Origin of the sequence: Pseudoalteromonas translucida KMM 520, from assembly GCF_001465295.1 — a bacterium.
Taxonomy (GTDB): Bacteria; Pseudomonadota; Gammaproteobacteria; order Enterobacterales; family Alteromonadaceae; genus Pseudoalteromonas; species Pseudoalteromonas translucida.
Window position 1 is genome coordinate 3,060,201 of record NZ_CP011034.1, and the last position, 14,221, is coordinate 3,074,421.

A 14,221-nucleotide genomic window follows, 5' to 3' on the forward strand; every position below is an offset into this window, starting at 1 on the left:
TTAAAAATCCAATTTCTCGATGATTTGGTTAGCAACAACTTTAGCGCTTTGCTCATCAGTGCGTACAACAAAATCAGCCACTTCTTTATATAACGGTTCGCGTTCTTCTGCTAAACGTTCTAATACATCACGAGGTGCTTCTTCTGTTTGCAGTAATGGGCGACGCTTGTCGCGTTGTGTGCGTGCAACTTGTTTTTCAATCGGTGTCTCTAGGTATACTACAATACCGCGAGCCGAAAGCTTGTTTCTAACTTCTTTACTCATTACTGAACCACCACCGGTTGCAAGTACAATACCCTGCATTTCGGTTAGATCGCCAATAACAGATTCTTCACGAAGTCTAAAGCCTTCTTCACCTTCAAGATCAAACACCCAGGCAATATCTGCACCGGTACGGCGTTCGATTTCTTGATCAGAATCAACAAATTCAAGGTGTAATTGGTCAGCGATGTGACGACCAATCGTACTTTTGCCAGCCCCCATGGGGCCAACTAGAAATATATTACGTTTCTCAGCCATATCTTTTAGTACAAACGAACTCTAAAATTTGAAATAAAACCCCGCCTAACGACCTGGCCCCAAAATTAAGGAGAGGATTATCTCAGTAATCGGTTGGGTATTTCAAGTCAATTAGCATAAAAAGCCATATAACGAGCAATTAATCTAAATAATCATCCATTAGTTAACAAAACATTAGCTTATTTTAGGGAGTATTTATTTTTCATGGTTAAAATTTGTGCAATCCAAAGTTGTATTTATCAAATTACTGATAACTTTACTACGTAATGCTATGTAAAACTCACACAGTAAAGCGCAAAATAACACTAGAGTGCACCCGAAGGGCAGCGCATGTTGGTTTTATGCTGCTATCGCATATTTTGGGAAGTAACCACACTGCATATTCTCTACTTAGTAAACTAAGTAGAGTGCTGCAAAATCAATATCAAAATATAATCACGTCCTAATCAACTTGTATCTTAGGAGTGACGAAAATCAGTAGTTCACGCTTTTCGTTAAACTCACTGGTACTTTTAAACAGTCTTCCAATATATGGAATGTCGCCCAATAAAGGAACTTTTTTGGTCGAATTAATAATTTGCTGTTGAAAAATACCACCCAAAACAACTGTTTGGCCATTTTCTACTAGTACCTGCGTTTCAATTTGTTGCGTATCAATTGCAACTGCAGGCCCTGTTCCGGTCTGTACTGTATCACCTCGGGTATCTTGAGTGATAATTAAATTCAAAATAACTTTGTTATCAGGTGTTATATGCGGTGTTACTTCTAAGCTAAGCACTGCTTTTTTAAAGCTTACTGTTGTCGCACCACTCGAGGCAGACTCAACATAAGGTATTTCGGTACCTTGTTCAATCCGCGCCTTTTGCTGGTTAGCCGCAGTAATTCGCGGACTAGCAATAATTTCACCTTTATTTTCTTCTTCAAGCGCAGTTAGCTCTAAATCAATTAACGTACCATTAGCTAGTTTAGCAATATGCATACCTATGCTAGCTGAAGGATTAGCAACCGGCAGGTTTACATTTAATCTATCAGACAAGCTTGGAATATTTCCGTTAGAGATGTTTTCAGCCCCCTCTAGGGTACCTGAAATACCATCGGTTCCTTGCTGATCACTAAAGCCCCAACGTACCCCTAAATCTTCTGTTACGTTGTCGCGTACGGTAACCATGCGCGCTTCAATTACAACCTGCTTTACGGGTATATCTAGCGTTTCGACCATACGGCGTACGCTTTCGATACTTTTTGCCGTATCTTTCATTAATAATGTATTGGTACGCTGATCAACCGACACACTCCCTCTTGGAGTTATAATGCTGTTAGTGTCCGTTTTTAGTAAGTCTGCAAAATCTTCGGCCTTTGCATAATTTAAGCGAATGTACTCGCTGTACAAAGGCTCTAAATCTTCTACTTGTTGCTTTGCTTTTAAATCTTTTGCTTCACGTGCTGCAAGCTCTTCTGATGGGGCTACCATTAAAATAGAGCCATCCATACGCTTATCAAGGCCTTTTATTCTGAGTACCACATCAAGCGCTTGATCCCACGGCACGCCATCTAAACGCAGTGTTATATTCCCCGTTACAGAATCACTGGTTACCAAGTTAAAGTCGTTGTAGCCGGCTATAATTTGCAACACTGCACGTACCGAAATGTCTTGAAAGTTCAGGGTCATTGGTCGACCTTGATATTCTTTACCACCATCAAGGTAAGCATTTTGGGTTTCGTCTTTTTCAACATTTAAGGTGAAAATGTTATCTATTTGCTGATAAGTAAACGTAAATGCTGCGTTTGGCTCAATAACAATTCTGCTTAGGTTATCTTCTTTAAACGTTTCTATATTGCTAACAATAGTACCAAAATCAAGTACATCTAATTCATATAATAAATCATCTAAAATATCAGTATGATGAAACTCAGCAATAATTTTACCGCCACTTTCATGCACTTCTATTGCGGCTTGAGTATCTTGCAAAAATACCAATACTTTAGCTTCGCCCTTTTCACCACGGCGAAAATCAATAGATTGAATACGATTAATGTAGCTACCACCAATGCTATCTGCAGCATCTTCAGTCGTTAGCGCTTGCTCGGTTAATGGATTATCAGAGATACGCAGCGAGACCAAGTTATTATTAACCTGGGTTTCATAAATTTTCAAACGCTCAAGATGTACCGTTACTTTTAAACCGTTACTTGTCATTACGCTGGTTACATTATTTATTCCAGCCAAATTAACAGCAACATCGGCTAACCCTTGCTCTAACTGTGCATTGGTAAAAAGCATTTCTATACGTGCTGGGCTATTGAACACTTGAATACTTGGTTGCAGGGTTAATTCTTCATCAAATACCAGCTGTAGTTCGGTTTCGCCTTTTAATAATGGATTATAGCGTACGTCATAAAGTAGCGGCTCAGCTACTGCAGTTTTGGCTATCAATAGTGCTAAAATCACTAATAAAGCTGACAATACACGATGAAGCGAACCTACATCCTTATACATATTTGTATGACCTTTTTTGTTATTAATTTGCGCCATCAATTGTCGCCTCTAACATTTCTAATTTAGTCTGACGCTCTTTCCAACAGCCAGACCCATCAGGGATTAATTCTATTAACTCAATATAGTCACTACTCACTTTTTTTACTTTTCCGTCGTAAGTGCCCAAGTAACTCCCTACGGTTACTCTATGCAGCGTTGCATCAGCAGCGGTAATAAGTGCCCATGTTTGGCTATTAGAACCTAGTGTGCCTTTCATCGCTAGGTTATCTAGCGGATATTTTTCTAATGGCTGGCGAACTCTATCTGGATCTGGGTGCAAACAGTTTTTAATTTGCGTTAACTTATTTTGTATAATTTCAGGTTGTGGAGCTACAAATGGGCTACGTAATTGACCCGCATTGTATTCAAAATACTCAAACTGAATGAGCTCTGGTATTTTTTCAACTCTGGGGGTTGTACTTGCTTTTACCTGATCAATAAATTCTTTTTGTTCAGAAGTGTCACTATTACAGCCACTCAATAACATTGTAAAAATAGCCACTAAAGGGAGTTTATTCATTATTTAGTCCCCTCTTCGTAGCGATATGTTTTTGCAACCACACTAAATGTTAACTGCTTTTCTCCTGATGATAAAATAGAAAAGTCATGTAAACTAACAATTCGCGGTAATTGAGCCACTTTACCTACAAACTGACCAAATTCATGATAAGTCCCCACCACTTCTATTTTTATTGGCAGCTCGGTATAAAATTCTTTTTCAACTTCAGGCAACCAACCAATTTTTAAAAAGGTTAAGCCACTGGTAGTGCCCACATAAGATAGGTCATCTAACAAGCCTGGGGTTTCATTAGAGGTTGGTAGGCGCTTTAATAGCTGAGAAAACTTATCTTCCATTTCAATCATTTGCAGACGATAAATATCCAGTTTACTGGCTACCGCATATTTGGTGCGATAAGTAGTGCGCAGCTCCACTTCTTTGGCTACCGCATTGTGATAACTGTCTATTTCATCTGAAACTAATAAGCTATAGCTAAAAAACAACACTAAACCCGCGATAAAAGCACCACAAATAACTTTAACAACAACCGGCCATTCACCGATGTTATCAAGTTCTATTTCATTCCAATCTATATCTTTAAATGCTTTTAAATCAAGGTTCATCATGTACCTCGCCAATTTTATCGAATGGTTTTACATAAAATTCCATATTAAAATCACTCAACAAACGCGAAGATTTATCGCCAGCAACAATGCCTTGCATTACTGGGCGCTCTAATAAATAAGAACTTTGCACTTCACGTAACAAGGTTGAAAGGCGATTATTTGATTCGCTTTTTCCAAGTACATGTATTTGATTACCGCGACGCTCTAGCTTAGTTAAATAAACCCCTGCAGGAACTATTTTTGCGACTTCATCCATAATTTGCGTGCCTAAATTACGACTCTTTTGCAAATTTTCAATTAAGCGCATACGCTGCTGCAGGTTTTCTTTTCTCTTATCTAGCTCTCTAATCTCTCTTATTTCTTTATCTAGCATACTTATTTCTGCACTAAGATAATTGTTTTTTAGATTTTGCCCCTCTTTTAAAGCGCCATAAAATGAGCTCAATAAATACATACTCAAAAAACATAAAACAACAACTGCAATTAATAAAGTAATAAACTTCTTTTTTGAGTCTTCACGCTGTAATTCACGCCAAGGCAGTAAATTTATATGTGGCATGATGAAAAGCTCCTCAAAGCGAGTCCGGTTGCAATAGCAAATTGCGTGCGATGACGTTGTAATACATTACGGTCAACTCTAGGAGATATTTCCATATTTACAAATGGCTCAGCTACAATTGTGTGTATACCTAACTCTTCGACTAATAAGCGCTCAAAACCGCTAATCATAGCTGTACCACCGGTTAATACAATATAATCTAGTTGATCTTTACCCGTGGTGGTTAAAAACATTTGCACCGCTCGGCGCACTTGCTGTAGCAAGGCCGTTTGAAATGGCGCAAGTACTTCAAAGGTATAATTTGGTGGCAAGTCGCCGGTTGCTTTACCAATTTCAGCTTCATCAAAGCCTTTATTATAATAGGCAACAATACTATTAGTGTATTGATCGCCACCAAACACTTGGTCGCGGGTATAAATTGTATCGCCCGCCTGCACTACACTTACTAGTGTTAATACCGCGCCAATATCAACAATAGCCACGCACTTATTAAATGCGTCACTTGGTAACTGTTGATAGTAAACATCCATTGCACGGCTTAATGCGTAGCTTTCTACGTCAACCACTTTAGCAACTAAATTCGCAGCTTCTAATGCACCAACACGTGCTTCAACGCTTTCAGTACGCGCAGCCGAAAGCAATACATTCATTTTGCTAGGATCGGCGGCATTGGTTGATAGCTTTTCAAAATCAAGATTAACTTCATCTAATGGATAAGGGATTAAGCTGTCTGCTTCAATTTCAATTTGCGATTCTAATTCAGCGTCACTTAAGGTGACATCCATGAAAATCACCTTGGTGATCACGGTCTGGCCTGAAACAGCTACCGCGGCTTCTTTTAGTGATTTAGGTAATTTTCGTTTTAATTTAGTTATTACATTACCAATTGCTTCAATATCTTGAATAGTACGCTCACTCATGGCGCCTTTTGGCATAGGTTCAATTGCAAGTGCTTCTAATCGAAGCCCAGTGTCTGTTTCACTTAACAGTACAGCTTTGATAGAGTGCGATCCTATATCAATGCCTACCATCATCGACGATGGCTTTTTAAATAGTTGACTTAGCATGTTTGCAACTTTGCCTTTGTTTTAATAATAAACAAGTTATAATTCTTATCTGAAAAAATACTATTCATTTTTTAATCAATATATACTAGCAGCCTCAACTTGTAATTGGGAGTCCATTTAGGGAAATATCAGTGATTTTATTAAAAAGAACTTTACAATTTTTTATCATTTGCACATTAATTGGACTGTTCACTTTGTTCAGCCTTTATTATTACGTTAAACCTGATATCCCCAGTGTGCAAGTTTTAAAAGACGTGCAATTACAAACTCCTATGCAAGTATTCACTAAAGATGGTCTGTTGATCAATCAATTTGGTGAAAAACGACGAATTCCGGTCACAATAGAGCAAATACCACAATCTCTCATTAATGCATTTTTAGCCACCGAAGACAGCCGTTTTTATGATCACCTTGGTATTGACCCCATAGGTATAGTCCGCTCTGCACTTGTACTTATATCTACCGGAGAGAAAAAACAAGGCGCTAGTACTATTACTATGCAGCTAGCACGTAACTTTTTCTTAACCCGCGAAAAAGCCTACATTCGTAAAGTAAAAGAAATTTTTATCGCGGTACATATTGAAAACCTATTAAGCAAAAACGAAATTCTTGAGCTGTATTTAAATAAAATTGAATTAGGTAATAGGGCGTTTGGTATTGGTGCAGCGGCGCAAGTTTATTACGGTAAAGAACTAAAAGACTTAACCCTTGCGCAAATGGCAATGATTGCTGGCCTGCCAAAAGCACCTTCAGCGCTTAACCCTATTCGCAACCCAGTGCGTGCTAAAGCGCGTCGTAATGTCGTACTTGGTAGAATGTTGTCTGAACGCTATATAACTCAAAGCGAATATGAAGAGACTATTAACCAACCTATAACGGCCTTTTTTCATGGCGCTGAAATAGATTTATACGCACCTTATATATCTGAAATGGTGCGCGCAGAAATGGTTGCTAAATACGGTATTGATAAAGCGTATAACTCTGGCTTTAAAATATTTACCTCGGTAGAGTCCCACGTTCAACAAGCTGCGCAAACGGCTTTAGTAAATAACTTACACAGTTACGACATGCGCCACGGCTTTAGAGGCCCAGAGCGTTTATTATGGGATGCACAAACACAACCAGCATTAAGCCAAGCGCAAATTCTTAGCCAGCTAAAAGATGTAAAACAGCTTGGCGACTTACAAGCCGCAGTGGTATTGGCGGTTAACGAAAAAACAGCCGACGTTTTACTAAAAAATGGTGAGCTGGCAACACTTACATGGGATAACTTAAAGTGGGCACGTAAATACATTACGCGTTACCGCCAAAGTTTTGCTCCTAAAGCTGCAACTGAAATATTAGTTCCAGGTGCACAAATATGGCTACGTAAAAATGACGATAATAAGTATTTATTGAGTCAAATTCCTGAAGCCTCTAGTGCTATTGTGTCTTTAGACCCTCAAGATGGCCGTATAAAAGCAATTGTTGGTGGTTATAGTTTTGAGCAAAGCCAGTACAACCGTGCAGTGCAAGCTAAACGCCAAGTAGGCTCAAACATTAAACCCTTTATTTACTCTGCAGCACTGGAAAAAGGCTACACTTTGGCATCAATTTTAAACGATGCCCCCATTAATCAATGGGATAAAAGCCAAGGTATTGCATGGCGTCCAAAAAACAGCCCTGCCGTTTATAATGGCCCTATTCGTATTCGCCGCGCCTTAGCGCAATCTAAAAACGTTATTTCGGTACGCCTTCTGCGTGGTGTAGGCTTACAACGCACTGCCGATCATTTACTCAAATTTGGTTTTGATAATAAAGACATTAATCGCAGTGAATCTTTAGCACTTGGTAGTGCTTCAATTTCTCCATTAGAACTTGCTCGTGGTATGAGCGCGTTCGCTAATGGCGGGCATTTAATAGAACCGTATTTTATATCTGAAATTCAAGATGCCTTTGGTACCGTGTTATTTAAAGCAAACCCAGCTCTAGCCTGCGATGACAACCCCCAGCCCCTCGCTGTTACAAATAACAGCAGCCTAGCGATAGAAAACATTGAGCAGGGCGAAAAAGCGCAGCAAACAGTACAATGCGCCCCGCGTATTATTTCTAAACAAAATGCATTTTTAATTGCAGATGCTATGAACAGTGCCATTTGGGGCGGCGGAAGCTGGAGCAATAAAACAGGCTGGACGGGAACTGCATGGCGAGCACAGCGTTTAGGGCGTCGTGATTTATCGGGTAAAACAGGTACCACAAACGATTCTGTTGACACTTGGTTTAGTGGTTTTAACCGCAATGTACTCACTTCAGTATGGGTTGGCTTTGACAATCCGGGCAATACTCTAGGTCGTTCTGCATATAACAACAACCTTGATAGTGGTCAAATAACAGGGGCTGAATCGGGCGCAAAAACAGCTCAACCGGCATGGAATGAATTTATGAGGGCAGCTCTTGATGGGCAACCAGAAGCGCCAATTGAACCACCTGAAGGATTAGTGTCTATTCGTATTGATTTAGCGACTGGCTTATTAAGCCACAAAAATGATTATACTAGCCGCTTTGAATACTTTGAAAAAGGCACTACCCCAACTAGTTATGTGCTTTCGCAGCCAAGCGATATTTTTGAAGAAAACACCAAAACAGAAGAAGAGCTATTTTAACCATAAGCGCATACTCATTAGCTAAATGACTAAATAACCAGAGCTCAGGTTAAATAGTTAATTACGCTAAAAAAACGGCAACCTCTTTAGGTTGCCGTTTTTGTTTTGTTTACGAACCATTTATTACTTTAAGTTTTTTATCAGCCAATATAAGTCAGAATGAACGCCTGCAGCAGTCACTTCCTTGCCGGCACCTGGGCCTTGTATAATCAAGGCATTATTGCTGTACCACTGGCTGTTAATAACAAAAATATTATCACCCGGGGTTAAGTTTGCTAATGCGTCATTGGGCGCAACATACGCTAACCCTACTTTGGCCGTTACGCTATCGTGCTCAATACTCAGTAAACCTGTATAACGAAGTACCGCGTTTTGTAATTTTGCATTGCGCGCATGCTCTTCAATAAAAGTATCGAGCTTATGTTTATTAGCTAAAAAGTCATCCCAACTACCTAGCGCTAGCTCATCGGGCATTAATGGCGCTAAGGCAATGTCGTTAAGGTCTAACTCAACTCCTAACTCTCGCGCTAAAATAAGGAGCTTACGCTGCATATCTCGTCCCGATAAATCTTCACGCGGATCGGGTTCAGTAAAGCCCATTTGTTGCGCTTCAAGTAATAAGTCAGAAAATGCAGTGGCGCCATTATACATACTACATAACCACGATAGCGTACCCGAAAAAACGCCTTCTATGCGTGTTATTTTATCGCCACTGTTTTGTAAGTCTGCAAGGGCAAAGTTAATTGGTAAACCGGCACCCACACTGGCGTTATAGCGCCAATGTAAATTACGCTGTGCAATATTGTGTTGCAACGCTTTATACCAAGGAGTTGGCGCGGTACCAGCATACTTATTAGCACTAATTAAATGACAATCAAGTGCAACAAAATCTGGGTATAGCTGGCTAAATTGCTCACTGGCGGTTATATCTATAACCACTTTATGCTCGTAATCAAGCAGGCCAATAGCCGTTAATAAATCTTGGCTGTTATAGTCAACAGCCTCTAGTTGCCATTGGTTTTTCCAGTGCTGTACATTTATGCCGCTGGGATTAAATAGCAGTTTTTGCGAACGTGCTAATCCTACTAACTTAATATTAAAGTCGGTTGATAAGCGTGCTAGTTGCGCCGATAACTGGCTAACAAACACATCCCCTACGTTACCAAGCCCTGCTACTATTAAGGCAATTTCTTGGCCTTTAGTGATCAGTTTATCGTGCAACACATTAAGCACATCACTATCAATAAGTTGATCCGTCAATAGCAATACATAACCACTATCTTGATGCACAAAGCGTGGTTCAATATTATGCAAATTGAGCAGTTCGCGTGCTTGAGTGCTCAATGAATTTATATCTTGCTCAGGGGCAACTAGCGCGCAACCATGTAGGTTAGACTCACTAATATTGGCTCTTCCAGCAAAGTAACTAACTACTTGATGGGTAGCTACTGCCGGTACTATTAGGTAAGTTTCACCCGCGCTACTAAAATGATGCAAACTATGTTGAATAAGCTGGCTAACCTGAGTTACCTCGCCCTCAACTAGTCCTTCAACACTAAGTAAATCTATATTTTCTAATGTAGTAATAAAACGTTTTTGTTTTACACAGCCCTCTTTCACTACATTTGTTGAGCTTGCTTGCACATCAAAACTACTGCGCACCGCAAGCTTTATATCGGTATTTTTAAGTGGCGATAATGTTTTAGCGTGTAAAACGGGATTACCTAATCGTGCCAACAAGTTAGCTTGTGCTCTACATACCTTAGCGTATTTAATGGCCTTGTTAACTTTACGTGGGTCGGTACTAAATATCCCTTGTGTATCGGTCCAAATATAGACTTGTTTAGCATTACAATAACTTGCCAATAAGGTTGCACTGTAATCACTACCATTGCGACCAAGAGTGACCGTATCGCCCATGGTATTAGCCGCAATAAACCCTGTTACCACGTTAATTTTGTGCTGGCTAATAAGCTCACTACACTGCTGCGTATTTTGGCTATGCAATAATTGTCCACCACTTAGCGTAAACAAGCCTCTTGCGTCTTGCATGCATGCAGCAACATTAAGTTGCTGTAAATACGCTGCGAGCAAACGAGCTGACCACAACTCACCATGGGCGAGTAACGCTGCTTCTTGCAACTGCTCAGTACTCGCTAATTTAGTAACTAAACTTAGCTCTTCATTTAGCGTGGTTAAGGCGCTGCGCTTTAAATCCCCCTGCAGTAACTGCGTTATTAAATCACTTTGATGATTGTTTAACTGCAATACAATATCAGCGAGCGCTTGAGTATCGTGCTGCTGATAACTTTGCCACAGTTTTACTAATGTATCTGTGGTTTTCCCCGCAGCCGATACCACTACACAATCACCAGGCTGAGCTTGCCCTAAAATTATTTTTGCAACGCTTTTATAGCGCTCGGCTGAGCTTAAACTCGAACCACCAAATTTATGAATATTATTAGTCATATTAATTACCACAACGCCGGGTGAGCAGCGCTCAATTTAACATTACTACTTGCGCTAGCACCTGCTTTACCTGCGTTATTGTGCTGGCCTGGTTGCACTAAATTAAATACCCGATCAAAGTCTGCTAATAAATCTGCTACATCTTCAATACCTACCGACACACGAATAAGCGTATCGCCAACGCCAGCGGCTAAACGAGCCTCGGCTTCCATTCCTGCATGCGTCATTGTTGCTGGGTGGCATATTAAGCTCTCTACGCCACCTAAAGATTCAGCTAAGCTAAATGTTTGTAGGTTTGTTAAAAATGCTGCGGCGTCATTCACATCACCTTTAATGTCAAAACTAACCATGCCACCAAAACCAAGTTGCTGTGCTTTAGCTAATTCATGTTGTGGATGCGACTCTAGCCCCGGGTAATATACTTGGCTAACAAATTTTGAGCTTTCAAGGTACTTAGCAATAGCTAAGGCGTTTTCTTGATGCTGCCGTAAGCGTACATTTAAAGTACGCAAGCCACGCAAGGTTAAATAACTATCGAACGGTGCCCCCGTTATGCCAATATTATTTGCCCACCAAGCCAGTTCTTCACCTAGTGCGTCAGTTGCAGCAATAACCGCACCGCCAACCACATCTGAGTGGCCATTTATGTATTTAGTGGTTGAGTGCACCACAATATCAACGCCAAATTTAATCGGATTTTGTAATGCGGGCGATAAAAAAGTGTTATCTGCGGCGACCAAAGCACCGCATTGCTTAGCAATATCGGTTACTGCTTTAATGTCAGTTAAACGTAAAATAGGATTGCTCGGGGTTTCTATCCAAATTAACTTAGGTTTAATTACTAAAATTTGCTGCAAACTTTCTGGTTTAGTTAAATCTAACACTTCGAGCTTTAATAGGCCGCGCTTTTGTAATGAGGTAAATAAACGGTAGCTGCCGCCATAACAGTCGTGGGGGATCACTAACGTATCGTCATTATTAAGCAGCTGAGTGGCTAAATGTACGGCAGCCATTCCTGTTGCAGTAATAATGCCGCGAGCGCCACCTTCAAGCTCGCTGAGTGCTTGGGCTAAAGTATCACGATTTGGATTACCACTACGGCCATAGTCATATTGACGTTTTTTATCAAAGTCGGCAAACGAATAAGTGGTTGATAAATACAGCGGAGGTACAACCGCGCCATGGTGCTTATCAGCATCGACACCACTGCGAACTGCAATTGTCGCTTTATTTTTTTCGCTCATATTTATTACCTGCTTTATTTAGATGTTTAGACGTCTAAAACATTAATTCATTCAACTTAAGAAGTCAAAACATTTAAACACCTAGCCTTCTGTGCAACAAGTATTTGACTAATTTGTTTAAATCGATAGAATTTCACGCATATTCACGCTATTTTTTAGTAGGGTGAGCAATTAATAATCTGAGGCAACGATACATCTTATGGCAAAATGGAATGGCGAGTATATTCACCCATACGCAGAACACGGGAAAAAATCAGAGCAAGTTAAAAAGATCACCGTTTCGATCCCGCTAAATGTATTAAAAGTACTAACCGATGAACGCACCCGTAGGCAAATTAATAACTTACGTCATGCAACTAATAGCGAGCTATTATGTGAAGCGTTTTTACATGCGTTTACCGGGCAACCGTTACCTAACGATGATGATTTACGTAAAGATAACGCCGAAAAAGTGCCTGAAGAAGTGAAAAAAATAATGCAAGAAATGGGCTTAGAAGTTCCTGTTTTAAACGAAGACTAAACAGCTGCTTTTAAACAAAAAAACCTCAGCCATGCTGAGGTTTTTTTATGGCTATAAATTACACTGAAGTAACTTAACACCGAGTAAATAATGCTGCTTATTCCATATAGTTTGCTGGCAGCTCTATTTGCGCTACGCCTGAAGCAATAGCCGCTAATGCAACCGCTTTAGCAATACGCGGCAATAAACGCGGGTCCATAGGTTTAGGAATAATATACTCTGCACCAAACGCTAGCTTATCTACACCGGCTGCTTTTAGCACTTCTACCGGAACCGGCTCTTTGGCAATGCTGCGAATAGCTTCAACCGCTGCAATTTTCATTTCATCGTTAATTTCACTAGCACGTACATCAAGCGCACCACGGAAAATAAACGGAAAACACAACACGTTATTAACTTGGTTAGGGTAATCTGAGCGCCCTGTTGCCATAATTAAATCGCTACGTGCGCCGTGTGCCAGTGCCGGATCAATCTCAGGATCTGGGTTCGAACAAGCAAATACGACTGGCCTTGCCGCCATTAATTTTAAATCATCGGCCGATAACAAGTTAGGGCCCGATACACCAACAAATACGTCGGCATCTTCAATTACATCTTGTAATGTGCGCTTATCGGTATTGTTAGCAAATAACTGTTTGTACTCGTTTAAATCATCACGGCGAGTGTGAATAACACCTTTACGATCAAGCATATAAATATGTTCACGCAGTGCACCACACTTAATTAATAACTCCATACAAGCAATCGCAGCAGCGCCGGCACCTAAACATACAATAACTGCATCTTCAATATCTTTGCCTTGCACTTCCAGCGCATTTATCATGCCTGCAGCCGTTACAATAGCCGTGCCGTGCTGATCATCATGAAAAACAGGAATACTACAGCGTTCAATAAGCGCCTTTTCAATTTCAAAACACTCAGGTGCTTTAATATCTTCAAGGTTAATACCGCCAAAAGTATCAGCAATATTAGCCACAGTATTTATAAAGTCTTCGGTAGTGCGGTGTTTTACTTCAATATCAATTGAATCAATACCTGCAAAGCGTTTAAATAACAACGCCTTACCTTCCATTACCGGTTTTGATGCTAACGGGCCTAAATTTCCTAAGCCTAAAATGGCAGTACCATTGGTGATCACTGCAACCAAATTACCTTTACCTGTGTACTTATAGGCATTTACAGGGTCAGCAGCAATTTCACGCACCGGCTCAGCTACACCGGGGCTATAAGCTAAAGCGAGATCATGAGCCGTTTCTGCAGGCTTGGTTAGCTCAATGCTGATTTTACCTGGAACGGGGTGAGAGTGATAATGTAGTGCTTGTTCACGAAAGTCCGACATAACGCGATTATATCCTGCAATTTAAGTTAAAGTGAGAGGGAGTAAAGCGACACTTAACATGCCTTAAAGTACGATACCCTTATTATTTTTAAATTCCAAGCAATATCAGGTCTATCCTGTTATATGCTAGATCTGTTAATTTTAAGCGAATTTTCAGCAACTTCGATAAAAACACTGCTACTTTTCATAAATATAAATTGT

At 40.2% G+C, this 14,221-nt stretch carries 11 protein-coding genes; 2 read left to right on the forward strand and 9 right to left on the reverse strand.

Annotated features, from left to right (window positions below):
- The 6 genes from aroK to PTRA_RS14180 all read right to left on the reverse strand — a co-directional run bounded on the left by aroK (position 1) and on the right by PTRA_RS14180 (position 5,806).
- Complete coding sequence (gene aroK / locus PTRA_RS14155) at positions 1 to 519, reverse strand: shikimate kinase AroK (protein ID WP_008466255.1); 519 nt, start codon at positions 517 to 519, stop codon at positions 1 to 3.
- A gap of 442 nt (positions 520 to 961) precedes the next feature.
- The gene (locus tag PTRA_RS14160) at positions 962 to 3,052 is read right to left on the reverse strand and encodes a type IV pilus secretin PilQ (RefSeq protein ID WP_058374265.1); all 2,091 of its coding nucleotides are present in this window, start codon (positions 3,050 to 3,052) and stop codon (positions 962 to 964) included.
- Positions 3,039 to 3,575 carry a pilus assembly protein PilP gene (locus PTRA_RS14165; protein ID WP_058374266.1) on the reverse strand — a complete coding sequence of 179 codons (537 nt, stop codon included), beginning with the start codon at positions 3,573 to 3,575 and terminating at the stop codon, positions 3,039 to 3,041. Before PTRA_RS14165 ends, PTRA_RS14160 begins: the two co-directional genes overlap by 14 nt.
- Complete coding sequence (locus tag PTRA_RS14170) at positions 3,575 to 4,177, reverse strand: type IV pilus inner membrane component PilO (RefSeq protein ID WP_058374267.1); 603 nt, start codon at positions 4,175 to 4,177, stop codon at positions 3,575 to 3,577. Before PTRA_RS14170 ends, PTRA_RS14165 begins: the two co-directional genes overlap by 1 nt.
- Entirely contained in the window at positions 4,167 to 4,739 is a 573-nt protein-coding gene (locus tag PTRA_RS14175) for a PilN domain-containing protein (RefSeq protein WP_058374268.1), read from the reverse strand. The genes PTRA_RS14170 and PTRA_RS14175 overlap by 11 nt, the downstream gene beginning before the upstream one ends.
- Complete coding sequence (locus PTRA_RS14180) at positions 4,727 to 5,806, reverse strand: pilus assembly protein PilM (protein ID WP_058374269.1); 1,080 nt, start codon at positions 5,804 to 5,806, stop codon at positions 4,727 to 4,729. Before PTRA_RS14180 ends, PTRA_RS14175 begins: the two co-directional genes overlap by 13 nt.
- Positions 5,807 to 5,937: 131 nt before the next feature.
- Here PTRA_RS14180 and PTRA_RS14185 point away from each other — a divergent pair, with 131 nt between their 5' ends.
- Positions 5,938 to 8,448: a penicillin-binding protein 1A gene (locus PTRA_RS14185; protein WP_058374270.1), complete on the forward strand. Its 2,511-nt coding sequence runs from the start codon at positions 5,938 to 5,940 to the stop codon at positions 8,446 to 8,448.
- A 123-nt stretch (positions 8,449 to 8,571) separates the two neighbouring features.
- On the opposite strand, the gene metL is transcribed toward PTRA_RS14185, so the two are convergent.
- Both metL and metB read right to left on the reverse strand, forming a co-directional pair.
- Entirely contained in the window at positions 8,572 to 10,917 is a 2,346-nt protein-coding gene (gene metL, locus PTRA_RS14190) for a bifunctional aspartate kinase/homoserine dehydrogenase II (protein WP_058374271.1), read from the reverse strand.
- Between the two features lie 5 nt (positions 10,918 to 10,922).
- On the reverse strand, positions 10,923 to 12,161 hold the full coding sequence (gene metB / locus PTRA_RS14195) for a cystathionine gamma-synthase (RefSeq protein ID WP_058374272.1): 1,239 nt from the start codon (positions 12,159 to 12,161) through the stop codon (positions 10,923 to 10,925).
- Between the two features lie 199 nt (positions 12,162 to 12,360).
- Between metB and metJ the strand changes: the two genes are divergently transcribed.
- Entirely contained in the window at positions 12,361 to 12,681 is a 321-nt protein-coding gene (gene metJ / locus PTRA_RS14200; protein WP_006793094.1) for a met regulon transcriptional regulator MetJ, read from the forward strand.
- 97 nt (positions 12,682 to 12,778) lie between these two features.
- On the opposite strand, the gene PTRA_RS14205 is transcribed toward metJ, so the two are convergent.
- Complete coding sequence (locus PTRA_RS14205) at positions 12,779 to 14,020, reverse strand: malic enzyme-like NAD(P)-binding protein (protein ID WP_058374273.1); 1,242 nt, start codon at positions 14,018 to 14,020, stop codon at positions 12,779 to 12,781.
- Positions 14,021 to 14,221 lie beyond the last annotated feature (201 nt).